Origin of the sequence: Salmonella sp. SAL04214, from assembly GCF_046550615.1 — a bacterium.
In the GTDB taxonomy this organism is placed as follows: Bacteria; Pseudomonadota; Gammaproteobacteria; order Enterobacterales; family Enterobacteriaceae; genus Salmonella; species Salmonella enterica.
This window is the reverse complement of record NZ_JBGDXT010000003.1, coordinates 381,914-407,166: the sequence shown is the minus strand read 5'-3', so window position 1 is coordinate 407,166 and position 25,253 is coordinate 381,914. Positions and strand designations below refer to the sequence as shown.

24 protein-coding genes are annotated in these 25,253 nt (G+C 49.6%); 7 read left to right on the top strand and 17 right to left on the bottom strand.

The window, feature by feature from the left end; translation table 11 throughout:
• Window positions 1-4 precede the first annotated feature (4 nt).
• Window positions 5-1,195 carry a sugar transporter gene (locus tag ACLJQD_RS07710; protein ID WP_000154617.1) on the bottom strand — a complete coding sequence of 397 codons (1,191 nt, stop codon included), beginning with the start codon at window positions 1,193-1,195 and terminating at the stop codon, window positions 5-7.
• A 115-nt stretch (window positions 1,196-1,310) separates the two neighbouring features.
• A complete protein-coding gene (gene ptrR / locus ACLJQD_RS07705) occupies window positions 1,311-2,183 on the bottom strand; it encodes a putrescine utilization regulator PtrR (RefSeq protein WP_000366539.1) in 873 nt (290 codons plus the stop codon).
• A 102-nt stretch (window positions 2,184-2,285) separates the two neighbouring features.
• Between ptrR and sad the strand changes: the two genes are divergently transcribed.
• The 4 genes from sad to ACLJQD_RS07685 all read left to right on the top strand — a co-directional run bounded on the left by sad (window position 2,286) and on the right by ACLJQD_RS07685 (window position 6,202).
• A complete protein-coding gene (gene sad, locus ACLJQD_RS07700) occupies window positions 2,286-3,674 on the top strand; it encodes a succinate-semialdehyde dehydrogenase (RefSeq protein ID WP_000178413.1) in 1,389 nt (462 codons plus the stop codon).
• 72 nt (window positions 3,675-3,746) lie between these two features.
• Window positions 3,747-4,673: a glutaminase B gene (gene glsB / locus ACLJQD_RS07695; protein WP_000090081.1), complete on the top strand. Its 927-nt coding sequence runs from the start codon at window positions 3,747-3,749 to the stop codon at window positions 4,671-4,673.
• A complete protein-coding gene (locus tag ACLJQD_RS07690; RefSeq protein WP_000992449.1) occupies window positions 4,673-5,032 on the top strand; it encodes a DUF4186 domain-containing protein in 360 nt (119 codons plus the stop codon). The genes glsB and ACLJQD_RS07690 overlap by 1 nt, the downstream gene beginning before the upstream one ends.
• 255 nt (window positions 5,033-5,287) lie before the next feature.
• On the top strand, window positions 5,288-6,202 hold the full coding sequence (locus ACLJQD_RS07685; RefSeq protein ID WP_001670736.1) for a bestrophin family protein: 915 nt from the start codon (window positions 5,288-5,290) through the stop codon (window positions 6,200-6,202).
• Between the two features lie 55 nt (window positions 6,203-6,257).
• Here ACLJQD_RS07685 and ACLJQD_RS07680 read toward each other — a convergent pair whose 3' ends face one another.
• Complete coding sequence (locus ACLJQD_RS07680; protein ID WP_000513128.1) at window positions 6,258-6,800, bottom strand: YybH family protein; 543 nt, start codon at window positions 6,798-6,800, stop codon at window positions 6,258-6,260.
• A 716-nt stretch (window positions 6,801-7,516) separates the two neighbouring features.
• On the opposite strand from ACLJQD_RS07680, the gene ompC reads away from it, so the two are divergent.
• The gene (ompC, locus tag ACLJQD_RS07675) at window positions 7,517-8,635 is read left to right on the top strand and encodes a porin OmpC (RefSeq protein ID WP_000758335.1); all 1,119 of its coding nucleotides are present in this window, start codon (window positions 7,517-7,519) and stop codon (window positions 8,633-8,635) included.
• Between the two features lie 140 nt (window positions 8,636-8,775).
• On the opposite strand, the gene hypA is transcribed toward ompC, so the two are convergent.
• From hypA to ACLJQD_RS07630, 9 genes are read right to left on the bottom strand one after another with little or no spacing between them, the layout of a single operon-like run.
• Window positions 8,776-9,117 (bottom strand): hydrogenase maturation nickel metallochaperone HypA, encoded by a 342-nt coding sequence (gene hypA, locus ACLJQD_RS07670; protein ID WP_000544772.1) that lies wholly within the window; start codon window positions 9,115-9,117, stop codon window positions 8,776-8,778.
• 12 nt (window positions 9,118-9,129) lie between these two features.
• Window positions 9,130-10,017 (bottom strand): ATP/GTP-binding protein, encoded by an 888-nt coding sequence (locus tag ACLJQD_RS07665; protein WP_017441363.1) that lies wholly within the window; start codon window positions 10,015-10,017, stop codon window positions 9,130-9,132.
• Complete coding sequence (locus ACLJQD_RS07660; RefSeq protein ID WP_001016739.1) at window positions 10,005-11,066, bottom strand: hydrogenase expression/formation C-terminal domain-containing protein; 1,062 nt, start codon at window positions 11,064-11,066, stop codon at window positions 10,005-10,007. The genes ACLJQD_RS07665 and ACLJQD_RS07660 overlap by 13 nt, the downstream gene beginning before the upstream one ends.
• Window positions 11,067-11,083: 17 nt before the next feature.
• Complete coding sequence (locus ACLJQD_RS07655; RefSeq protein WP_017441362.1) at window positions 11,084-11,494, bottom strand: hydrogenase; 411 nt, start codon at window positions 11,492-11,494, stop codon at window positions 11,084-11,086.
• Window positions 11,491-11,790, bottom strand: coding sequence for a HypC/HybG/HupF family hydrogenase formation chaperone (hypC, locus tag ACLJQD_RS07650; protein WP_000334904.1), 300 nt, complete (start codon window positions 11,788-11,790; stop codon window positions 11,491-11,493). The genes ACLJQD_RS07655 and hypC overlap by 4 nt, the downstream gene beginning before the upstream one ends.
• On the bottom strand, window positions 11,790-12,398 hold the full coding sequence (gene hybD / locus ACLJQD_RS07645; RefSeq protein ID WP_000852663.1) for a HyaD/HybD family hydrogenase maturation endopeptidase: 609 nt from the start codon (window positions 12,396-12,398) through the stop codon (window positions 11,790-11,792). The genes hypC and hybD overlap by 1 nt, the downstream gene beginning before the upstream one ends.
• A gap of 5 nt (window positions 12,399-12,403) precedes the next feature.
• On the bottom strand, window positions 12,404-13,147 hold the full coding sequence (gene cybH, locus ACLJQD_RS07640; RefSeq protein WP_000924455.1) for a Ni/Fe-hydrogenase, b-type cytochrome subunit: 744 nt from the start codon (window positions 13,145-13,147) through the stop codon (window positions 12,404-12,406).
• Entirely contained in the window at window positions 13,098-14,900 is a 1,803-nt protein-coding gene (locus ACLJQD_RS07635) for a nickel-dependent hydrogenase large subunit (protein ID WP_017441361.1), read from the bottom strand. Before ACLJQD_RS07635 ends, cybH begins: the two co-directional genes overlap by 50 nt.
• Window positions 14,901-14,902: 2 nt before the next feature.
• Window positions 14,903-16,006, bottom strand: coding sequence for a hydrogenase small subunit (locus ACLJQD_RS07630; RefSeq protein ID WP_001194450.1), 1,104 nt, complete (start codon window positions 16,004-16,006; stop codon window positions 14,903-14,905).
• 417 nt (window positions 16,007-16,423) lie between these two features.
• On the opposite strand from ACLJQD_RS07630, the gene ACLJQD_RS07625 reads away from it, so the two are divergent.
• Both ACLJQD_RS07625 and ACLJQD_RS07620 read left to right on the top strand, forming a co-directional pair.
• Window positions 16,424-17,515, top strand: a complete 1,092-nt coding sequence (locus ACLJQD_RS07625; RefSeq protein ID WP_000976503.1) for a choloylglycine hydrolase family protein — start codon at window positions 16,424-16,426, stop codon at window positions 17,513-17,515.
• A gap of 45 nt (window positions 17,516-17,560) precedes the next feature.
• Entirely contained in the window at window positions 17,561-18,352 is a 792-nt protein-coding gene (locus ACLJQD_RS07620) for a FadR/GntR family transcriptional regulator (protein WP_001518759.1), read from the top strand.
• Between the two features lie 58 nt (window positions 18,353-18,410).
• On the opposite strand, the gene ACLJQD_RS07615 is transcribed toward ACLJQD_RS07620, so the two are convergent.
• The 5 genes from ACLJQD_RS07615 to ACLJQD_RS07595 all read right to left on the bottom strand — a co-directional run bounded on the left by ACLJQD_RS07615 (window position 18,411) and on the right by ACLJQD_RS07595 (window position 25,239).
• Complete coding sequence (locus ACLJQD_RS07615; RefSeq protein WP_017441360.1) at window positions 18,411-19,436, bottom strand: zinc-binding alcohol dehydrogenase family protein; 1,026 nt, start codon at window positions 19,434-19,436, stop codon at window positions 18,411-18,413.
• Window positions 19,411-20,697: an MFS transporter gene (locus ACLJQD_RS07610; RefSeq protein WP_000824240.1), complete on the bottom strand. Its 1,287-nt coding sequence runs from the start codon at window positions 20,695-20,697 to the stop codon at window positions 19,411-19,413. Before ACLJQD_RS07610 ends, ACLJQD_RS07615 begins: the two co-directional genes overlap by 26 nt.
• Before the next feature lie 176 nt (window positions 20,698-20,873).
• A complete protein-coding gene (locus ACLJQD_RS07605; RefSeq protein WP_017441359.1) occupies window positions 20,874-22,430 on the bottom strand; it encodes a PhoPQ-activated pathogenicity-related family protein in 1,557 nt (518 codons plus the stop codon).
• Window positions 22,431-22,499: 69 nt separating this feature from the next.
• Entirely contained in the window at window positions 22,500-23,741 is a 1,242-nt protein-coding gene (locus ACLJQD_RS07600; protein WP_017441358.1) for an MFS transporter, read from the bottom strand.
• On the bottom strand, window positions 23,731-25,239 hold the full coding sequence (locus ACLJQD_RS07595; RefSeq protein ID WP_017441357.1) for an FAD-dependent oxidoreductase: 1,509 nt from the start codon (window positions 25,237-25,239) through the stop codon (window positions 23,731-23,733). The genes ACLJQD_RS07600 and ACLJQD_RS07595 overlap by 11 nt, the downstream gene beginning before the upstream one ends.
• Between the last annotated feature and the right edge of the window lie 14 nt (window positions 25,240-25,253).

Genomic DNA, 25,253 nt, shown 5'->3' with positions numbered 1-25,253 from the left:
TGTCTTAATGCGGTTGTTCTTCCAGCGTCACTGGCCATTTGCGGAATATGAGCACAGCCCATACCAGCGCGGCACAGGCGGGTATGGCGCCAATATAGCCGATGGCCGACATTGACCAGTGCAAACTCACCTGATTGCCTACCAGCGCGCCAGCGCCAATACCAATATTAAAGATGCCTGAAAATAGCGCCATTGCGACATCGGTCGCGTCCGGGGCCAGCGCCAGTACTTTCACCTGCATACCGAGCCCTATCACCATAATCGCGATGCCCCAGAAAATGCTCAGTATGGCCAGATGCGCTTCGCTATCCGCCGCAGGCAGCAGCAGAAGCAGACAGACAACCAGCAGGGCAATAGCGATACTGACGAGCGACGAGGCATGGCGATTACCCAGTTTACCAAACACGAGGCTGCCGATGATCCCGGCGCCGCCGAGGATCAGTAACAGGACGGTAGCAAAATTCGCACTGAGCCCGGCGACATTCTGAACGAACGGTTCAATATAGCTATAAGCTGTGTAATGCGCAGTCACCACAACGACGGTCAGTACATAGAGGCTCATCAGCGCCGGGCGTCGGAATAGCAAAGGTAAACTTTTTAGTGAGCCGGAATGCTCGCTCGGCAATTTCGGTAGAAGCTTAATCAGACATAGCAGCGTAATTAATGCGCCCATGCCGATGGCAAAAAAGGTGGTGCGCCAGCCAAAATACTGACCAACAACGCGACCTATGGGCAGCCCAAGCACCATGGCCAACGCGGTGCCGGTCGCTATCAGACTTAATGCCTGCGCGCGTTTCCCGGCAGGGGCCAGGCGGATCGCCAGCGAGGCGGTTATCGACCAGAAAATAGCGTGGGCGAAAGCGATACCAATACGGCTAATGACCAGCACGGTAAAGTTCCATGCCAGGAAGGAGAGCACGTGGCTGGCAATAAACAAAACAAACAGACAAATGAGTAGCTTACGGCGCTCCATTTGACTGGTAAGAAGCATAAAAGGCAGCGACATGACGGCAACTACCCAGGCGTAAATGGTTAGCATGATGCCGACCTGCGCGGTTTGCATATGAAAGCTTTCAGCAATGTCTGACAGCAAACCAACCGGCACAAATTCTGTGGTATTGAAAATAAAAGCGGCAATAGCAAGCGTAACTACCCGTAGCCACGCGACCTTGCGGGAAACTGGATTGATTGTCATAAAAATATTTCGGGTTAGTTGCGAGAAGGTGAGGCCGCGATCTTAAAACGTTTACTGGCGAAAAGACAATCATTTTGTGACCTGCTTCTCATTTACTTCGCAGGCCGTTTCGTCTTCAGTCGACGCTCGCCAGTTGGGCGTTAAGTAACTCGATAAAGGCCTCAAGCTGACGCGTCATCGCCCCGCGCCGCCACATTAGCCATGTGTTAAGCCAGCGCCACTTCTCCGCCAACGGCCAGGCTTCCACCTGATGATGTCCTGGCATACTGTTGAGCATACTTGCTGGCATCAGCGCAATACCTGCGCCGGCAATTACGCACGCCAACATTCCATGATATGACTCCATTTCGTGAATCGTACCGGGGGTCGCGCCATCGGCATGAAACCAGCTTTCGAAATGCCGTCGGTAAGAACAGTTGGCGCGAAAAGCATAGATGTTATAACCATTCACCTCGCTGGCCCGCGAAACGACGGAATGGCCGTGTGGCGCGACGATCATCATCTCTTCCTGGTAAGCCGGTATACCTTCCAGCCCCGGATGCATTAGCGGGCCATCAATAAAGGCGGCGTTCAGCTTTCCCTCGAGCACGCCATCCAGCATGGCGCCGGAAGGACCGGTCGTTAACGCGAACTGAATTTTAGGGTAACGCTGGTTATAACCCGCCAGCAGCGCGGGGATTCGTACGGCGGCAGTACTTTCTAACGCGCCGAGTGAAAACAGTCCTTGCGGTTCCTCTCCGGCAACCACCATACGGGCTTCATCAACCAGCGCCAGGATCTGCTGGCTGTAACGTAAAAAGTTATGCCCGGCTGGTGACAGCCTGAGTCGCTGGTTTTCGCGAATAAACAGAGAGACGCCCAGGTCGGCTTCAAGCTGGCGGATACGCGTGGTCAGGTTGGACGGAACGCGGTGCACTTTTGCCGCCGCCTGCGTAATGCTGCCCGTCAGAGCGACAGCGTTAAACATTTCCAGTTGCGTCAGGTCCATGGTTTTCTCAATTCGTGAATAGTCTGGTTAATATTATTCATTTTTCAGAAAGGGTAAAGGGCGTCATGATGGTACAACTCCCCTGATAACGAGAGAAAGAACATGACCATGATGACTGCAACACAGGCGTTATCCGTGAATCCTGCGACCGGCCAGACGCTGGCGGCAATGCCCTGGGCTAACGCGCAAGAGATTGAACATGCGCTGAGTCTGGCGGCGAGCGGTTTCAAAAAGTGGAAAATGACATCGGTAGCGCAACGGGCGCAAACATTACGCGATATTGGTCAGGCGCTTCGCGCTCATGCAGAAGAGATGGCGCAATGTATTACGCGTGAAATGGGTAAACCCATAAAGCAGGCGCGTGCGGAAGTGACGAAATCCGCCGCGTTATGCGACTGGTATGCGGAACATGGTCCGGCAATGCTGAATCCTGAGCCTACGCTGGTAGAAAATCAGCAGGCGGTGATTGAATACCGTCCGCTGGGCGTCATCCTGGCGATAATGCCGTGGAATTTTCCTTTATGGCAGGTGTTACGCGGGGCAGTGCCGATACTGTTGGCGGGGAATAGCTACTTGCTAAAACATGCGCCCAATGTCACGGGTTGCGCGCAGATGATAGCCCGAATCTTGACGGAAGCCGGTACTCCCGCTGGCGTCTATGGATGGGTGAACGCTAATAATGAGGGCGTGAGTCAGATGATTAACGATCCGCGAATCGCGGCGGTGACGGTGACCGGTAGCGTGCGCGCCGGCGCGGCGATTGGCGCTCAGGCTGGGGCGGCGCTGAAAAAGTGCGTACTGGAACTGGGGGGCTCGGATCCGTTTATTGTACTCAATGATGCCGATCTCGAGTTGGCGGTAAAAGCCGCGGTTGCAGGACGCTATCAAAACACCGGACAAGTCTGCGCCGCCGCCAAACGTTTTATTGTCGAAGAGGGCATTGCGCAGGCGTTTACCGATCGCTTTGTGGCGGCTGCCGCAGCATTAAAGATGGGCGATCCTCTGGTTGAAGAGAATGACCTGGGGCCGATGGCGCGCTTTGATTTGCGTGATGAACTCCATCAACAGGTGCAGGCTTCCGTCGCCGAAGGCGCACGGCTACTGTTGGGCGGGGAGAAAATCGCCGGGGAGGGCAACTATTATGCCGCGACCGTTCTGGCGGATGTCACACCTGACATGACGGCATTTCGTCAGGAACTTTTTGGGCCTGTTGCCGCCATTACCGTTGCAAGAGATGCGGCGCACGCCCTCGCGCTGGCGAATGACAGTGAGTTTGGCCTGTCGGCGACGATCTTTACCGCCGACGATACGCTGGCCGCGGAGATGGCGGCGCGTCTTGAGTGCGGCGGGGTATTCATTAATGGGTACAGCGCCAGCGATGCGCGTGTGGCATTCGGCGGGGTGAAGAAAAGCGGCTTCGGTCGCGAGCTTTCGCACTTTGGTTTACACGAATTTTGTAATGTGCAGACCGTCTGGAAGAACCGCGTCTAATCGCCCTGACGTCGCGTGGCGCCCTCTGCTATACTCGCAGGCCTTTTCAGACCTGCGAGCAAGGAGCATGTTGTGGCCAGGGCCATGGATAATGCAATTTTAGAGACGATTTTACAGCGCGTTCGCCCCCTCATTGGCCAGGGCAAAGTCGCTGACTATATTCCGGCATTAGCGTCCGTCGAAGGTTCAAAGCTGGGGATAGCGATTTGTACCGTGGACGGGCAGCATTATCAGGCGGGCGATGCGCACGAACGCTTCTCTATTCAGTCTATTTCGAAAGTGCTCAGTCTGGTGGTGGCGATGCGTCATTATCCGGAAGAGGAGATCTGGCAGCGCGTCGGAAAAGATCCTTCCGGCTCGCCATTCAATTCGTTGGTTCAGTTAGAGATGGAACAAGGCATCCCGCGTAATCCATTTATTAATGCGGGCGCGCTGGTGGTATGCGACATGTTGCAAGGGCGGCTTAGCGCGCCGCGTCAGCGAATGCTGGAAGTTGTGCGCGCGCTTTGCGGCGTATCGGATATTACGTATGACGCTACGGTCGCGCGCTCTGAATTTGAGCATTCCGCCCGTAACGCCGCGATTGCCTGGCTGATGAAATCATTCGGTAATTTTCATCATGATGTGCCTACCGTGTTGCAAAATTACTTCCACTACTGTGCGTTGAAAATGAGCTGCATGGAACTGGCGAGGACGTTTGTCTTTCTGGCGAATCAGGGCGAGGCGTTTCATCTCGACGAGCCGGTAGTTACCCCCATGCAGGCCCGGCAGATTAATGCGCTAATGGCGACCAGCGGTATGTATCAGAATGCCGGAGAGTTTGCCTGGCGGGTGGGATTGCCCGCTAAATCCGGCGTGGGCGGCGGTATTGTCGCCATAGTGCCGCATGAAATGGCGATTGCCGTCTGGAGTCCGGAGCTGGATCCTGCGGGAAACTCTCTGGCAGGTATCGCCGCGCTTGAGCAATTAACACAAACGTTAGGACGTTCGGTATACTGATGAATGCGCTTGAACCGCTCTTTGCCCGCCTGGCGCGATCGACATTTCGTTCGCGTTTTCGTCTCGGGATAAAAGAAAGACAATATTGCTGGGATAAAGGCGCGGAGGTGATTGATAAACACGCCGCCGATTTTATCGCCCAGCGACTGGCGCCAGCTCACCCGGCGAATGATGGTAAGCAAACGCCGATGCGGGGCCATCCGGTATTTATCGCGCAACATGCGACGGCAACCTGCTGTCGCGGGTGCCTGGCGAAGTGGCACCAGATACCTCAGGGAGAACCGCTGAGCGAAGCGCAGCAACAGTATATTGTCAGCGTTATCCATTACTGGCTGGTCATACAAATGAATCAGCGGTAGGGCAGCGCGTCGTTGCTGACGCTTTCCCCGATAAATCACCCTATACCACTGATAGCAGCCGTTGACCGTCATATATCTCATGTGCTGAAGTGTCTTTTTAGTTACAACATACATTTGGTTGTTTTTTTTCAACGCCTGTCAGCACTGTGCAAAAAAATGTTCTACAGGGCAGGGAACCCGTGTATCGCCAGAAGCTTGCAACCTTGATCTGGATCACGTTTAATGACAGTGCTTTTTCACCTGCTGAAGATAATCATGATCGTTAGACCACAACAGCACTGGATTCGCCTGATATTTGTCTGGCATGGTTCCGTGTTATCTAAAATCTTTTCACGACTACTCCTTAACTTTCTTCTTTCTATCGCCGTTATTATCATGCTGCCCTGGTACACAATGCTGGGTATTAAGTTTACCCTTGCGCCGTTTAGCATACTGGGCGTCGCTATCGCCATTTTTCTGGGGTTTCGCAATAATGCCTGTTATGCGCGTTACGTCGAAGCGCGACATTTGTGGGGGCAGTTGATGATCGCTTCACGCTCAATACTGCGAGAGGTGAAAACAACTTTGCCTGATGAACGCGGTATCGAGGATTTTGTTCGGTTACAAATCGCTTTTGCCCACTGTTTGCGCATGACATTGCGTCGACAGCCTCAAACGCAAGTTCTGGGAAACTATCTTGACCAGGAGGCGTTACAGAAAGTTGTCGCTTCCCATTCCCCCGCTAACCGTATCTTATTGCTGATGGGAGAGTGGCTGGCGATTCGCCGCCGCAGCGGAAAGCTTTCCGATATTTTATTTCATAGCCTCAACAACCGCTTAAATGATATGTCGTCAGTATTGGCCGGCTGTGAGCGCATCGCCAACACGCCGGTGCCTTTTGCCTATACGTTAATTTTGCATCGTACGGTTTATCTTTTCTGCATTATGTTGCCATTTGCACTGGTGGTTGATCTGCACTATATGACGCCGTTTATTTCGGTGCTTATTTCTTATACGTTTATCGCGCTGGATGCGTTGGCGGAAGAGTTGGAAGATCCGTTCGGTACTGAAAATAATGATTTACCGCTGGATGCGATATGCAATGCGATAGAAATCGATTTACTGCAAATGAATGATGAAAGGGATATTCCGGCAAAACGGATACCGGATAAACGCTATCAACTGACCTGAGCTCGACTTAACTGGCGCAGAATGTTCATCTGCGCCATAACCTGAATAGCAAAGTTTAATAGCCTTCTCCAACGCCGGTTTTGGCTGGACCGGAGTAGTGGACATGAACGATTCGCCATCCTGTGTTTGGTATCTTCGCCCACACCTGGCTTTCGCGGCCTGTCGTGTGTTGAGTCTGCCCATTATCACGGCGTACCGCGGTAAAATGCCAGTCGAACTCTGCAACGGCGGCATTGCCATACACATGAATAGCCGGGGGAGCGTCCAGTTTTAACGTGCGTTTGCTGAAGGTTTTACCCATAGTGGTGCCATAAAAATTTTCAGCGATCTGCGACCATCCGCGTTCGTGACCGCGTGGATGAATAAAACTGGTTTCCGGTGAAACATAAAAGAGCTGCTTGCCTAACGTTGGGTCTGCCTTATCTATTGAATAAAGGTAGCGGTTAATACCTTCTGTAATTTCTTGTTTAACGGTCGACGTAGCTTCATTTTGTGCAGCGGTTGGCGTTGCCGCTGATGCCGATGACGCCATCAGAGTTAACGTTATCGCGGTGGCCGAAAACAATAGTGACGTTTTTTGCATAATAGTTATACCCATATGGTCTGTTTTTGAGACGCTTTATCTTTCCTGTTACGTTCACCTTTATACTAAAGGAGCATGGCTCACGAACAATAAAAAACATCCTTCTATAAAACTACCCCGAAAAGGGAGTAGTGCAATTAAGAATATCGTATTTGTTTGTAACGGCATGACTCAAAATATCAACATTTAGAGTTTCAGTATTGTTGTTGTCCCTTGATTTGTTTTTGTATTTATTACCACTGGTAAATAGTTAATCTTATGAATAGTGATACACAAATGACCGTTTGCTCTATGTGATAATTAACCATAGTAAAAATACACGAAGCGAAGAAGTGCTATTTCAGTAGTACTGATATTTTCATAACGCTAATTTAAAAATAAATGTAAACGTAACAAATTATACACAAAAATAAGAAGGGCTGTGGCCTCAACTGACTTGATTATGATTCCGTCTTAACGAATGCCAGCCGAGTGTTCAGTGCCATTCTCGCCCTGGCATCCCCGACCGTAAGCCAGTTCTCTACTGGTAACCCCCTTGTTATTACAGCAGAAAACAGGGCATATCATTGATGTAGTCATGCTTAACTTGCATTTTAACATCACTAATACATAGCAAGCTAATATTACACTTTGAAACTTAACGCACGGTAATTGTTAGTGATATTGTCCTGGACAGTTCCGCGAGCAGGTTTTGCGGAAAGTCCAAAAATAAGACAAATAAGGCATATAAAATGAAAAAAGTAGTGGTGTTATCTGCGGTAGCCGCAGCCGTGATGATGGCTGGAGCCGCCAACGCAGCAGAAATCTATAACAAGGATGGCAATAAACTGGATTTGTATGGCAAGGTCGACGGCCTGCATTATTTTTCCAGTAATCATAGTACGGATGGCGATCAATCTTATATCCGTATGGGTATTAAAGGCGAGACTCAAATTACCGATCAACTAACCGGTTTTGGACAGTGGGAGTATCAGGTCAACGCCAATCGTCCGGAAGATGGTGACTCCAGCGGTTCCCCGCAAAGCTGGACGCGTCTCGGTTTTGCTGGTTTGGCATTTGCCGATATGGGGTCTGTTGATTATGGTCGTAACTATGGCGTGTTATACGACATTGGTTCATGGACTGACGTACTGCCTGAATTTGGTAATGATTCGTATGAAGCTTCCGATAATTTTATGACCGGACGCGCGAATGGCGTTCTGACTTATCGCAATAATGATTTCTTTGGTCTGGTTGATGGTCTGAATATTGCGTTGCAGTATCAGGGTAAAAATGACGGCCTGTCGAAAGAAGGCGATCCTTTAAGTAATAATGCCAGAAAAAGTATCGCGTACCAGAATGGCGATGGTTTCGGGGCATCAGCGACATATGATTTGGGCATGGGGGTGAGCCTGGGGGCAGCCTATACCAGTTCCAAACGCACGCTTGATCAGATGACGCAAGATAAATACGACAATGGTGACCGCGCTGAAGCCTGGACTGGCGGCGTGAAGTATGATGCCAATAATATTTACCTGGCGGCAAACTATACCCGTACTTATGATATGACCTATATGGGTGATACATTGGGCGGCTTTGCACATAAAACCGATAACTGGGAAATGGTAGGGCAATATCAATTTGATAATGGCTTACGCCCATCACTGGCGTTCCTGCAATCCAGAGCCAATGATGTTGATGGACTGGGTTCGTTCGACCTTGTGAAATATATTGATGTGGGTTCCTACTACTACTTCAATAAAAATATGTCCGCGTATGTTGACTACAAAATCAATCTGCTAAAAGATGGCAACCCATCGAATCCTAATACAGACAACACCGTGGCGCTCGGCTTAGTCTACGAGTTTTGATAAAACTTGCTGATTAAGACAGTTTAGGGATACCCTCCTTTTCCCAAAACTGTGTCACTGCTTAACCTTTATTATTGTTAATTTATTCTTTTATTATTTCAGGACGCTTCTGGCGTCCTTTTTTATTGACTATTCGTTGACTATTCGACTTCGATCTCGCGAATGCGCATTCTGCTACTGTCATCTATCTGCACTTTGCCTGAATGACAAAAGGGGCAACAGAGTGTGGATGTTTGAGAGGTGAAGGGTTGATTACAGGACAGACACCAACCTTGCGCCGGTGCGATAGTAATATGGAAACGCGCATTGTCAGCAAGGGTATGACGAGCGGCGACGTCCAGGCCAAAATGCAGCGCCGGCACCTCAACACAGGCCATAACGCCAATCTCCAGCCAGACTTGCTTTACCTTGCTGAACTGGTGATTTACTGCCTGTTCCTCCAGCAATTCGATAATATTTTGCGCCAGGGCTAATTCATGCATGGGCCAGCTCCTTCATTCAACAATATTTACGGCGACACAAGGATCAATTACCTGTAACTGTTGCGACCACAATGAGAGTGGAATAGTGGCCAGTTCGCGAGCAATGACGCCGTCAGATTGGGCGTGACGTGTGGTAGGCGAGATAATACGGTAATCAAGAATATTGCCTGACGTCGTCAGTCTGGCCTGATGAACTAACCATCCTCGCGCGGTTTCCACTACCGCTATTTTCCATTCGCCATCATCAAAACGATTCCAGCGCAGGGTAGGAAGGGCGCTCAAACTTCGGGCGAGCGTAATGCAGCGGGCCAGCAGACGTAGCGCAGTCGTTTTACCGCTAAGACAACAGGCTGACAGTAGCGGATATTCGATAGCCAGAGGCGAGACATCCAGGGGACCAGGGGTTATTAACGTATGGTCCGGGGACGACGCCATCGGTAGTGTAGGTGTAATGATATTCTGTACTGTCGCCAGCCAGCGGGCGGTTTCAGAACGCTCTTGCAAAAACCAGGCTTCCCAGCCCTTTACGCCAGCGGCAAGCCAGGTCTGAGGATCATCGTCAAAAAAGATTGTGCTTGCCAGCGGGGATAACTCTCCGCGACGTAACAACGCCCATTCTTCAGCGGTTGCCTGTCGGTGGCTAAACAGGGGGAGCCAGTCGGTCAACGCGCGACGGAGCGTTTCTCGCGCCAGCTCTTGTTGTGCGGCCTGCATATCTGGCTTCTCTTCAGGAAACAACAGTAAAGCCGCCGCTGCGCTGTGCGCCTGAGCGCACAACGTAAACAAACGTGAAATAAGCGTTTTTGCGTATACCGGCGTTGCGCCCTGTAGCAAACGACCGATCGGCGCCTCCTGCCAGATAATCCGTAGCGGGTGAGAATAGACGGTCAATCTTTGCACGAATTATTACCTTCATCGATCACCATAAACCCGGACTTACTGGTTTCGCAAACCGGACAGCACCAGTAATCAGGTAACTGGCTGAAGGGCACGCCGGGTGGAATTTGCCATACGTCATCGCCCAGCGCAGGGTCGTAAACCCACCAACATACTTTGCACTCCATGCGCACCACTGGCTCATTTTCTGTGACCGGGTATTCTTTCAACCATTCCAACGTATTTTTTAGCCCCGCGTAGGCATCTTCGATATCGTCGATGCCTGCAACGGCGATATCAGGAATGTCCGCTATCTCAATCATATCTTGCAGTAATGTGTTCATATCATTGAAATAATTGACCCGCCATACGCCGGGAAAATGCGTGCTTACAATCCGGCATTTACCATATCCGCGTGAAAAAATAGCGCTACAGCCTTCGCCTAAAAAATGATCCAGATACTCGCGGTCGGCATCGTTTACTGGCAACAGCGTTAAATTAATGATGTGCGGCTCTTTTACCGGCTGTTTTACGCGCTCGGCTATTTCATGCGCGATAAAGGCGCCATTCATCAATCCCGCCGGTTGTGGCGGCAATTCTGGTGTAATCGGCGGCTGCGGATGCGTTTGCCAGATGCTCTCCGGGATCGGGCCAATGATAATTTCATCGGCAACCCGTTGCTGGTCAGCGTTATATTCACGCACACGCCAGACACCCGTAAAAACCGTCTCCTGAATACGCTGTTCTTTTCCATCGGGTAATAGTACCCGGGCGGATATTTCACCTTCGCCGAGCAGTTGATCCAACAAACCGCTATTCTGTTGCTCAGTGGCATTCAGCTTATAGCTCAGGGGAAAGGGGAGCGTTGCCACCGGGTTATCCATATCGCGAATAAGCGTAGTCAGGATGTGTCTGGCAACACGAAGCTCAGCGGGCAGCGCCTGTTCCGGTAAAACCGGCGTTAGTGGGAGATTAATGCCGGCGGGGATAGGAAGAAAGTTAAAGTCTTCCTCTTCTGGCTGCGAGCCTGGTCCGGCAATATTAACGACTGGAATAGTTCTGGAATGATTCACGTGTGTTACCTTTCATTCTATTGCGTGATAACGGGAATATCCTGACGATAGCCCGGTGTGGTCAGCAATGCGGCCACCCGCTGAGAGTATTCTTGCCAGCTATATAATCCCGCCAGACTGCCGACAAAACGGTGCTGGCGAAAGATAAGCAGCGCCGGATATTTCAGAATGCGATACTCCCGGGCGATCAGATCACTCTGTTCGCTATCCGCAAATGCCGCGGTATAAGACGTCGCCGGAAATTGCTTGAGGATCTCCGGGATAATGACCCAACTGTCGGCGACTTCCGGATGTTTGTTGGGGTCGCTTTGCAGCAAAACCAGCACAGTCGGATGCGCATTAATCAACGACGGGAGCGTTTGCGCATCGGTAACCAGAAAGCCTTTATCCGCCAGTGGACAAACAGGATTTTGGGGTGAGATAGTCATTTTTTTAAATGCTCCGGTAATTCAGGCGTGCGAGACAATAAATCGGCAAAACCGGTCAGCGGATCGCTTTGCGTAAGCATGGCCTGTTCCAGCGAGTCCAGCGCCGCCAGTACCTCAGCGGCTTCCGCTTCGTCCATTTCTCGTCGTGCTGCGCCGCCAAATGTCAGCAGCCATGCGCCTGCTAAGGGGGGAGCCACAAGCCGAATATCAACGTCGATAAGCTCGCCGTGTCGGTCGCGGCATTTGGCGAACCACTGACCGGGTGAAATAACCTGCACAGGAACGCCGATACACATTATGATTTCTCTCTCTGTAGCACCCGAATATCGCCGACCCGGCAAGCGCTTTGCGCATCTGGCCGTTCATCTTCGTAGCGTTCCATACACAGGCTGTAATGATTGAGTCTTTCAGTGGGCAAGGCCGCTGAAGAGGCGGTGATACCCCATTGCGCCAGCACTTCCTGCGCGAGACAGACCGCAGGCATCAGTTGCGCCTTTACCTGCGGCGTAAGACTCCCGCCATAGTCATCCAGACATTCCGGCTGCACGCCAATCAGCACAATCTCCGATAACTGGCCGCCGGTTAATTGCAGCAATGCCAGCACTTCAGAAAAACTGGTCTGATGTAAACTGAGTTTTTTCGCCGTCAGATAGGCGGGAACCTGTTCATCACGAAACATCGCCAGCGAACCTGGCGCCATACCAAAATCGATAGCATCCATGATTAACAGTTTTTCGGTCTGTTGCAGCCAGGGCAGCAGCGCCAGCCCCTGCGTACCGCCATCAACAACGTCAACTTTCTCGTTATCGGCATACTGTTCAAACAGCTTTTCCGCCGCTCTGACGCCGAACCCTTCATCTGCCCAAAGCAGGTTGCCAAGCCCTAAGATTGTTACTTCTGCCATTGTTATCACCTGAACCAGCGCCAGCCGCTTATCATGACGGAAATCACGCTTTGTCGGCTCATAATGTCTTCGCGGATAGCGGTATAAACATGCGCAATGACGAAGGCGATAATGAACCACATGCCCAGCCGGTGCCAGAAATGCAGCGCGAGGCTATCGTTGCCAGTCAGGCGAATCATCCAGCCAAACCATTGATACGCCCAACTGTCTGTTCCAAGTCCTTCGCCATAGAGCGCAAAGCCGCTACACACCATCAGTACGGACATCCAAAAATAGAACATTACCGCCAGTCCCGCTACCGGATTATGTCCATAGTAACGATGGGCCTCTTTTTCGAGGAAAAAATACCAGCGGATTTCGCTGATAACGCCTTTGCGCCAGGCGCGGCGCCAGAACGGAACCAGAAACATCTCCCTGGCGTACTCATTGCCGACACATGCCCAGTAAATACGAAACAGCAGCGCGACAGTAAAAATATACGCCGTGGTAAAATGGATCAGTCGTATCCAGCCCATCCAAAACATAAAGGTCGCTTCACCTTGAATCGATGGCAGGGGGTGGCCAATGAAATATCCTGTAACAGCCAGGACGACAATGGATAACGCCGTGATCCAGTGCCATAAACGGACCGGCGCTTCATAGATATAGTACCCCTGGCTGGTTATTTCTTTGAGATGCATTGAGACCTCCGAATCGTCGTCATCGTACCTGAACCCTGACCAGCTCCCCTCCATGATTATCAATAACATGGGTGGAGCAGGCCAGGCAGGGATCGAAGCTGTGCAGAGTACGTAAAATCTCCAATGGTTGATCGGGAACGGCGAGTTTAGTCCCCATTAACGCCGCTTCGTACGCGCCAATTTGACCTTTATCGTCACGTGGCCCGGCATTCCAGGTTGTCGGTACCACACACTGATAGCTGTCGATTTTCTGATTTTCAATTTTTATCCAGTGCCCCAGCGCGCCGCGCGGCGCCTCGCTGAAACCAACGCCTTTTGTCGATGTAGGCCAGGTATCGGGTTCCCAGAGCGTGACGTTTGCCGTCGCCGTATCGCCGGACTTGAGGTTACGCATCAGACGATCGAAGAAATATTGCAGCGTATTGCCTGCCCATACGGATTCCAGCGCACGCGCGGCAGTACGTCCTAATGTAGAAAAGAGCGCTTCTTTAGGCAGCTTTAATACACTAAGCAGTTGATCCACGGGTTCTTTAAATTCCGGTTTATTTTGATGATATCCAATCAGATAACGCGCCAGCGGACCTACCTCCATCGCATGTCCCTTCCAGCGCGGCGATTTAATCCATGAATATTTAGCGGACTCATCCACCTGTTCGATAAAGGTTTTTGTGCCTTTATAGTGTTCGCCCATGACCAGTTGCGGTTCGGTCAGACCATCCCAAGGATGCAGGCCCTTATCGTTATTGCCGTTACCATAGGTATACCAGGAGTGAGTGACAAACTCCTGAATCTCATCGGGGGCGGTTAAATCGACAGGATGAATTTCGTCGAAACGACCGTTAATGATAGCCCCACGCGGAAGCAGAAGATTACTGGCGGAATAATCGTTAGGGTTATCCGGAAACTCGCCATAAGCCAGCAGGTTCATGCTCGATAACCCGCCGCCGATTTTTGCCCAGTCTTTGTAATAACTGGCAATCAGCAAGACGTCCGGAAGATAAACCTGTTCGCAGAACTGGCGAGCTTTTTGGATGATGGAACTGACAAGGTTCAGGCGTTCCATATTTACTGCGCCGACCGCGCCCGTTTCGTCAAGGTTGATGGCGCAAGGAACGCCGCCCACCAGCCAGTTAGGATGCGGGTTTTTACCACCGAAAACGGTGTGAATTTTTACGATCTCTTTTTGAAAATCGAGTGCTTCAAGATAGTGGGCGACCGCCAGCAAATTGGCTTCCGGCGGAAGTTTCATCGCCGGATGTCCCCAGTAGCCATTACGGAAAGGGCCAAGTTGACCGGACTCGATAAACCGCTTCAGTCGATTTTGCAAATCGCGGAAATATCCCGGCGAGGATAGCGGCCATGCGGAAAGGCTTTGCGCGATGGCGGAGGTCTGATGCGGGTCGGCTTTCAGGGCGGCAACTACATCGACCCAGTCCAGCGCGTGCAGATGATAAAAATGCACCAGGTGATCGTGAACGTGTAGCGTAGCCTGCATCATATTACGGATACAGTTTGCGTTGTCCGGAATCGCGATTCCCAGCGCATTTTCTACGGCACGGATTGAGGTCAGAGCGTGTGTACCGGTGCAGACGCCGCAAATGCGTTCAACGAATGCCCAGGCGTCTCGCGGATCGCGACCTTTCAGGATAACCTCCAGGCCGCGCCACATGGTGCCGGTCGACACGGCGTTAGTAATGACATTATTACTGTCGATATTCACTTCGCAACGCATATGCCCTTCGATGCGAGTAACCGGATCGACCACAATTCGCCGTCCGCTATTGTCCAGCGTAAAACCCTGAGTCTGATAAGGATATGTCATAATTATTTTTTCTCTTCCGGAGCGTTTTCTGATGACGTGTTGTTTTTATTGCGGGCATGTTTTATGGCGCTCACCGTGGCGTGAGCGATGGCGGCAGCGCCCGCGACGCCAGCAACGCCCATTCCGATTTTATCGGCGGTAGCCTCAATGCCGGTCTGCGGAATGCCCGTTGCCCGGCTGTAAAAAGAACCGTAATCCCAGAATCCATCTTCCGAACATCCGAGGCATCCATGACCTGACTGGATAGGAAAAGACACGCCATCATTCCAGCGAACGGTTGAACAGGCGTTATAAGTGGTCGGGCCTTTACAGCCCATCTTGTACAGGCAATACCCTTTTCTGGCGCCTTCGTCATCCCACGCTTCCACAAACTGACCGGCATCGAAATGCGCGCGTCGGTAACATTTGTCATGAATTCGCTGGCCATAAAACATTTTTGGTCGTCCAAGACGATCAAGGGGAGGGATGCGATCAAATGCCAGCATATAGGTGATAACGGCGGACATCACTTCAGGTATAGGTGGGCAGCCTGGCACTTTAATAATGGGTTTATCGGTAATTAATTTGTGAACCGGCGTGGCTTTAGTTGGGTTGGGACGGGCTGCCTGCACGCAGCCCCATGATGCGCAGGACCCCCAGGCGATAATCGCTTTAGCATCCGCGCTGACGCGTTTTAACTTCTCCAGGAACGGCTCACCAGCCAGTATGCAAAACATCCCATCTTCATTCAGCGGCGCGTTACCTTCCACGGCAACGATATAATTTCCTTTGTACTCGCGCATCACATCCGCCAACGCCTGCTCGGCTTGTTGCCCTGCGGCGGCCATAATGGTGTCGTCATAATCCAGGGAAATGAGCGACAGAATGGCATCTTTTGCCAACGGGTGCGCAGAGCGAATGAAAGATTCGGTACAACAGGTACATTCAAGACCATGCAGCCATATCACTGGCGTACGCGGTTTATTCTCCAGGGCATAAGCTATCTGAGGAATCATCGAACTGCTCAGGCCTAAAGACGTTGCGGTAAGGCTGCAAAACTTGAGGAAGCTACGCCTTGTCACGCCGTGTCTACGCATAACTTGATAAAATGTATCTTGTGTTTGCATAACGTTTATCCCAAACCACTATAGTTAGTGTGGGCATCATATGTTGCATTTCTTGTCTTTCTCAACGTGTTTTAGTAGCAATTATGTTTCTAATTCGTAACAACCGATTACATGTGTGCTACTCACATTACTCAAAAACATAAATTAATTTAATGTTATTGGTGATGTGGAGTAAATATAGCGTTGTGATGGTATCTCTTAATGTTGATAAGATTTATTTATAACATGATGGGATTTTTTTAAATGGTCACACGGATAACGCGTTTCATATTAGTTCGCTGTGTTTAACTCTCCTTTAAACCCGTCAGTTAAATTTATTAGCTTGTAAAATAAGATCACAATTAATTACGTGCTGCATAACCATTGATAGGTTTAATTTAATATATTCATCCAATCCATTTTACAAACAAGGAGAGCATGATGAAAAAAAGTAAAGCAATGTTATTTATCGCTCCGGCGCTGTTTTCATACGCCCTGGCGGCACAGGCCTGCACAACCCTTGCTATTCAGGATAAACAAGGCGATATTTTTCATGGGCGTACGCTGGAATATATGCAGGATTTACCCTCATGGTTAACGTATTACCCGGCGGGAACACAGTTTGATAAAAAAACGCCGGATGGCAGTCAGGGAGTAAGCTATCAGGCGAAGTATCCTATACTGGCCATTACTTCCACCATTACTGATGGCGATAGCAGAGACATACTTGAAGGCATGAATAGCGCGGGATTGTCATTTAGTGAAAACATGATCATGAATGCGCAGTTGCCGCCATTGCCCGCGAGTGAATATAAACAGGCAATTCCTGTCACCTCGTTGGGAGAATGGGCGCTGGCCCGTTTTGCTACTGTCGGCGAGGTAAAACAGGCAATAAAAGAGGGTAAATTCTGGTCACCGGAACTGCATCGGTTTGGCGATCTGAAATCGCCATTTCATTATGCGTTTTACGACAAGAAAGGAGGAAGCATTGTCGTTGAAGTGGAAAATGGCAAATTCCATGTCTATGACAATCCCACTCGCGTGATGACAAATGGTCCCGCATTCCCCTGGCATCTGACAAATCTGAATAACTATACGCAATTAACCAATGTGGACCGCTCTTCAGGCACACTGGGCGGGATAAAAGTGATGCAGCCTGATAGCGGGATTGCTATTGCAGACTTGCCATCGTCCGATACGTCGGTTTCCCGTTTTATACGCGGCGTTTATTACACCACATATGCACCGCAAGCGACATCCGCCCACGATGCAATGAATACGCTTGCGCATATTATGAGCCGTTTCGATCGTCCGAAAAATATTACGGTTGATTATATGGGGAGTGAAGGGGAAGGCAACGCTACCCGCAAACCGGTCTCAGAATATACGGTCTGGACAACGCTGTCTGACTTAACGCACGGTGAGATGATGGTGCGCGGCTACAATGATATCAACTATAAAACCTGGTCTCTTTCTCAGTTTAAGAACGCGACAGCGCCCGTGTTCGAGAAAATCAACGTCAAAGGATAAATCGCTCGTCTCGGTTTAGTTTCCCCGGTAGGCTCGGCGAAGGTAATAGAGACTACCGGCGGTTGCTTCTCTTTATCATGCACGGTAATTAATTATCACGATCACCAGCGCCAGGATGGTATGCTAAATCCATTCAAAATCCCCTGGATATGGATTGGAGGGCGCATGGTTATACCTGAGGTCAGGCAGGAGAGGCTCTATCAGAAGATAGCCAACCTCATCATTAAGCTGATCAATGATAATATTTTTCCCCCGGGAACTTTTTTACCGCCAGAACGCGAACTGGCAAAACAGCTTGGCGTGAGCCGCGCCTCCTTGCGAGAAGCCCTTATTGTACTGGAGATCTCGGGATGGATCGTGATTCAGTCCGGTAATGGGGTTATCGTTTCAGATAAAAAACACCTTGCCAGCGACTATACCATTGAAGAAATTCTCTCTACTCGCGAGCTGGTCGATAGCCATTGTGCGCGCTTAGCCGCACAAAACGATAACGTTGACGTCATCAACCAAATAGAGGCGATTTATCATCGTATGGATCAAGCCATTAACGATAATAACGTCCACGGCTTTTACTCGCTGGATAAAGAGTTTCACCTTGCGATCTCTGAGGCCAGCCGTAACCGGGTGTTGTTCGATATGTCCCGTATGTTATGGGAACAACGGATTAATATCCCTTATGCCGGGCTTGATGAGCAGTCTGGAGACAGAAATGTTTTACTTAATCTCAACAAACAACATAAAGCGATAGTGGATGCAATGCGCCAGTCTGATGCTGACAGCGCCTATGAGGGATCTCTGGAACATTTACGCTATGTGAGAAAGATTGTCGGCGGCTAAGTTTGTCGGTAAATAACACCGCATGGCGGATATGCCATGCGGTGGAACTCGCCGTAAATCAATGGAAAACAGCATTAATCTTTAAGTAGCGCTCCGGATAGCGATCAAGTTCTTTAACTGCATCAGGGATCTCATCAAGATTGACGACCTTACTGACAACATCTTGCGGATTAATCTCCAGCGTAGACAGCATACGTAATGCCTCATCAAATTCACCGGCACTGGTGCGGGAACCGCGTAAATCCAGTTCTTTGTAGGTGATCAGGTTCGTCGGCAGCGACGTTTCCTGTTTTGGCCATCCGGTAAACGAAATACGACCAGCAAACGATGCTAAATCAAGCGTATTTCGAATAGCGCTATTTGCGCCGGAGGCTTCTATCACGACCTGCGCCATGGTGCCGTGGGTGATATTTTTAATAGCGTCGATAACCTGATCGTCAGCGGCGTTCAGTACATAAGGAACGCCAAGCTTTTGCGCATAGCGTAACCTTTCTTCCACAATATCGATCAGAATAGGCGTTGCCTTGTAATGACGCGCGCTTAATGCCGCCATAAGACCAATGGCCCCCGCGCCGATGATGGCAACATATTCCCCGGCCTTAACGTTTGCCCGGTGCAGCGCGTGCAGAGCGATGGTCAGCGGTTCTGCCAGCGGCGCCATTTCAGAAGGCACATTATCTGGTATTTTATGAATTAAATGTGCGGGATGAGTAACCACCTCCTGCATTGCGCCATCGACATGCACGCCAATGACGTTTAAATTTTCACAACAGTTAGTTCTGCCGACAGAGCAAGGGTAGCAGTGACCACAATAAATATAGGGGTCAACAATCACGCGGTCGCCTTTTTTAATATTGCCCGGCATTCCGGCTCCTTCCTGAAGAACAATTCCGGTCACTTCATGCCCAATAATTCTTGGGTAAGTAACCAGTGGGTTCGTTCCACGAAAAGCCCCGATATCCGATCCGCAAATGCCTGCAGCATCAACCTTAATTAATACTTCATTTTCTTTCTTATGGGGATAATCCACCCAGCGGGTTTCAACTTCACCAGGCTTATTAATGAACACAGCTTTGACTTTCATTGGCTTTGAATCCTTTACTTTTTACAAACACGAAGACCAACAGGCTTGAAACGATAGCGATAGCACCAGCCAGATAGAACGCATAGTCATATTTACCGCTAAATTGAACGATAAAACCGGTGACAAGCGGACCGATAATGCCGGATATATTAGCCAGGCCATGCATGGCTCCGCCGACGCTCCCTACCTTATCTTTATGAACAACATCCTGAATAACCGCCCAATAAATTGGGCCCGTTAAATAGAGCAGGAAGAGTGAAACTGACATGAGCGTAATTGCGCTACCGATAGTGCTAACAGTACCGGAAACGGCAACACATACCGCTGCGCCTGCCAGACATACGCCCAGAATAAGTCGACGTGAGAGCAGAGCATTACCGGTAATCCGATAAATTACATCAGAACAGACGCCGCCGAGCACCATACCAATGGCGCCGATGACCCAGGGAATTACCGTAGCGATACTAATTTCTTTAATATCGAGATGTAACGAATGGTTCAGGTAACTTGGGAACCAGGTCAGGAAGAAAAAAAGAATATAGTTGTAGCTGAAAAAAGCCAGAGTTGTCGCCCATACCATTGGTTGTTTCATGTAATAGCCGAGTGAAGGCGTAGCCCGGCCATCATCAGATAAAATAACGTCCTCATGATTTTCAAAATCAATGCGTTCTTCCGGCGCCAGGCGTTTACTCATTGTTGGCTTATCGCTAACGATAAAGTACCACAGCAATACCCAGACCAGGCCAAATAAGAAAATAATGCCAAATGCGGGGCGCCAGCCTAAGGATAACGCCAACAGGCCCACAATCGGCCCGGACACCGCGCCGCCGAGCGGGGAACCGGCGCTAAAAATTCCGATCGCCGTGGCAGACTCCTTTCGGGAAATCCAGTTATTGATAATTTTATTTCCGGCAGCGCTGACCGGTCCTTCAGCCATACCGAAAAGAACGCGCACGATAAGCATTGTCCACAATCCGGTGACCAAACCAGTTAAGCCACAAAATACAGACCATAGTAACGCTGCGATGAGAAAAACCGTTTTTGGCCCAACTTTATCGCTGGCCCAGCCACCAATAAAATTAAACAGGGCGTATCCGATAAAAAATGCGCTGAAGATCATTCCCATCTCCGCGGCGTTAAATCCTAACTCCTTTTCGATCAAGGGGGCAGTTATCGACAATGCTGAACGATCCATATAGTTGAGCATGTAAACTATAAATAGAAGAAAAACGATAAGCCATCCCATTGTTTTTCTTTTCATGATTAATCCTCTTATTGTGGTCTAGCGGCCTGACCACAATATTTTAAGGTTATTTTCAAATCACCTCTCTTGTGGTTAGAACGTGATCAATATAACAAAAATTTATCGCAGAGGATTTTTATCCATCGCAAGCGTGATGGATAAAATTATTTAAAATCAGACAATTACTTGAAAATTCAATCGGGGCTGTCGTTTTCCCCTAATCCACGCCCCGGTAACGTTTGACATGCGGCGTTAACGGAAGGTGGTGCTGTCTGTGGGTATTTTTCATCGGGCGTAATATAAACCTGACTCGTGGCGACATAGCCATCATTAAAAGTGGCTTCGATATAGGTAGCTTCCCAACCTGTCTTCGGTTCATTTAACGTAATACTGATCTTATTGTTGGCGGGAATATCTATTGTAAGCGGCTGATAGCGGATGCCACAGGCATAACGAAAATCACGCGCATTTGGATTGTTGGCTGTCCAGCGAACGACTTTTACCGGCGCTTCTGAGAAATAGACCGTAAGAAGATGGTGGTGAATAAGGCCGATCAACTGTGGTAATGTTTTTTTACTTTGAAACCTATTAATAAATGGAACGAGGCTTTCTTCAGCGAACTGGTTAATTGAGTAGTGGTTCATATTAGGCACTATACGTAATGATTTTACGCCAGGAAGTTTGCTATAATAAAAGCGAGTATTGTCTGGTACGAAAAAATCATCGCCACTTGCATTAATAATATATTTCGGTATTGCAAGGCGGGGTTGATAAATAGTGTTGAGATATCTTAGCGGATCTATTATTTGCCTTAGCTGGGTAAATGTGGGGGATTTTATTTTCTCATCTATGCCTTGCTGGTAGTAGGGGTAGAATGTAATGGGCCAATTTCCACCGTATGATTGATAAATATGCTCAAGTGAAGCATCAATATCAAGTAGATCAATGGCGAAGGGAACAATTGCTTCAACATCAGGATCGGCAATAGCTGACAACCAGGTGGTCCACCCACGCTTTGAAATACCTGTAATGATAAAGGAATTTATATTCCATTGCGTTAACTCCTTTTTTGCTAATCTCATCGCTTGCGATAGGGCAGTGACCATAGGAATATTTAAAGGCATTAACTCACGTTGCTCCGGCGCTTCCATAAATAATGCCCAGCTTCGGGAAACGCTTTCGTCCTCTTTCAATGGTTTTTTATCATCCTGAAAGGTTAAATATTGGTTAGGTATATCACTCACTGATATTACGATGGTATTCGTATCACGGGCGATGCTTGCCAGTGTTTCCTGAGGGAAATCACCAGGTTTACCAGTGATTTGTACGCCTTTATCATAATTAATTCCGTTGTTTACAACCACCAAAGCATGGTGCTCTTTTGCCGTTTCAGGGATATAAATATCAACGTTATGTCGCCATTGCGCAGGGGTTACCATGTCATCTGGCGACCAGTGTTGCGATAATAATTCATAGTGTCTGACTACCACCTGTGCTAATGGAGCTGTATTAATCAAGGTATATTTTAGCGGTGTGCCTGAAATCTGCTCCCGGTAGTCGGGGAGAACATGAGACAAATCACACTCCGGGCTGTTTCGACAAAAGAAGATGTTGTTATGAAGTAGTGTATAAACTTTTGTAGAAATCAAAAACAGTACGATAACAACGAGATATATTTTTTTCATGCTTTCCCCGCGCGTTACAAGGGCAAATGCCAGCCAGCATAATTTCCATAAATACCTCTTAAACATTCAATATAAGTACAATACTTTTGATAAATAACGGAAGAAGGGAACAATAATATTTGTGACGTTGTCACATTATTCTGTTTCTGGTTTCACTATTAGCACTGAACTTTTTGAAAGGTAAATCATTGCCGTCACCAGACCAATAATGGCGACAGAGATAGCTATACCGATCCAGACGCCGTACAGGGCATAACCCAGGACAAATCCGCCCAATACGGGGGATATAAAATCAGCGATTGCGATTAATGCCTGTGCCGTTCCGATGACGATACCTTGTCGGGCAGGCGATACATGGACGGACAAGGCGGCAAGATAAGTGGGTTTGGCTAGCGCATCAGCGATGCTAATACAAACGATAGCAAAAATAAGCACTGGTATGGTCGTGGCGATACCCGCAGTGAGAAATCCAGTACAAAGAAGGGTGAAGATGAGGATAATTAGCTTTCGCTCCGAAAAATATTGGCTCACCCAACCTAACAGAAATAGCTGAACGAAAATATTAATAACCCCGTCCGCCATTAACAGGTAGCTTAACGCTTTTGGCCCAAAGGGAAGCCCATTCCAGATGAAGGTGTCAGAAAGAAAAACAGGTAATTGTGAAGAGTACATGCCATAGGCGAAGAAATGACAAAGCATTACGATGATTAAGACGCGAAGGACTGGCATCTTTAAAATAGCGCGGGCAGAGAACGCCGCTATTTTATCTGTGGTACGTGATGCTGTGGAAGGGTCTTTTAACCCCCAAATCGCGACCAGGGCAGACCCAAGGACAAGTATAAAGGCGGCGTAGATTGGCGCGCTCAGACTGATACGCGATAGCCACCCGGAAACGCCTGCCCCGACAATACCGCCTAAGCCAATGCAGCCTGTGAGGATACCGATTGCCTGGCGCCGATTTCTGACGTGCGTACAATCGGCAATATAGGCTGCGGCGGCTGACAAATTCCCGGCGCTAATGCCAAAAAGCGTGCGGGCGAGCAGGATAAACAGGATACATTGCGCGTTGGCGAGTAATAGTAGACTTATCGCCGCAATAGCCAGCGTGACAATCAGTATTCGCTTGCGGCCAACGCGATCGGAAAGGTGGCCAATCAGGGGTGCCGCACAAAATTGGCTAAAAGCCTCAGTGGCAATGATGATTCCAATGATAAGCGGCGAACCGCCCATCTCGCGGATATAAAAAGGCAGTACCGACATTACAGCCGCTGTACTGGCGGCGTAAAGGCCGACAAGCAGGAAAACAGGTAAAATACGCCGCTTGTTGAGCGGGGTGATAGTTTCGCTGTTGGTGTTCTCATAAACATTAGTATTCATCTTTAATCCCTATGGCAAAACGAGAGAGATAATTTTCAATATCGTTGCTCTGTTTGCCGTGAAAGAACGCGCCGACATAGCCATCGGGTCGGATCAGCACGCATTGACCCGGCGCCAGATGATAGGACTCCCGGAAGTGCCCCAGGGTATCGATGAGCTCGTCCTGCTCGCCAATGTGATGAATACGCAGTCCTCGCCGCGCATCGATGACCTTACCGTGGGTTTCGTAGGCCAACAGATTCCAGTCCGGACCCTGGAGTAACTGAAATAATCGTAATGATTGGCCGCCGGCGCCCAAAAGAGGAGCATCCGGAGCTCTTTCTCCCGCTTGTAACCCATGCTGACGTTCGGGCAACGTGTGGGCTAAGGGGGAGTTGGTATACTGGATGTCAAGTTGTTGAACGTCGCGTTCTCGTTTGATGCCACCTTGTTTTTGAGAGTCAAGTAATCGGGTAGAAAGGTGGAGCAGTGATTCGGCTACCGGGCGGCGTTCCTGTTCATAGCTATCGAGAAGCTCTTCTCCTGCGCCCCGCAGCGAGGCTGCCATTTTCCATCCCAGGTTATAGGCATCCTGGATGCTGGTATTTAACCCTTGCCCACCCGTCGGCGGATGCACATGAGCGGCATCACCGGCTAAAAATACCTTACCCACACGGTAATGTTCCGCTATGCGCGCATTCATCTGGTACTTCGATACCCAGGGAATCGAATGGATGCGAACATCCGTCCGCCCGATTCGTTCAGTAAGAAAAGCCGTGAGCACGTCGGCTGAGAAATTCTGCGAGTCGTCCGGGGCCAACAACGCCTGGATTTGAAAGAGCTGCGTGCCGGCGAGAGGGCAAATCGTTATCATCCGCGCCATATCGCCATCGTTAAAATGGTGCCATACATCCCGGTTCAGACCGGAAAGCGAAGCGTCAGCCACAAGCGCATGGATTCCCAACGTACGGCCGGGGAAGCTGACGCCTAATTTCTTTCTGACAAAGCTTCCGCCGCCATCCGCGCCTATCAAATAATGCGCGATGATGACCTCTTCTCCAGCCGGCCCGGCAACATACGCGGTGACCGTGCGTGGGGTTTGCGCAAAATGTCGTAACTCGCAGCCGAACTCCACCCGGTGTCCCCACGCTTTTAATTGCTCCCGCATAATCGTTTCTGTCACGTTCTGTGGAACCATCAATGGCAGGTGGTAGGGTTCGGCGTGGGTCGGTTTTGTATGATGCGCAATATCTGAATCTACGTAGCTTCCGTCGTGACGGTAGGTTCGTAATCGGGGATAGAGCCCGCCGGCGGCGACCACTTTATTGAGTATCCCAAGATCCTCGAAGATTTCTTGCGTTCGCGGCTGAATACCCTTACCGCGGGAACCGGTAAAAGGCGTCGTTCTTTTCTCAATCAGGCGAAATGAGATCCCGTGACGCGCCAGTTCGATGGCTAAAGTAAGCCCGGTTACGCCAGCGCCGCAGATCAGTACATCTGTAGTGGTGTATCTTGTCATCGTCTCTCCGATAT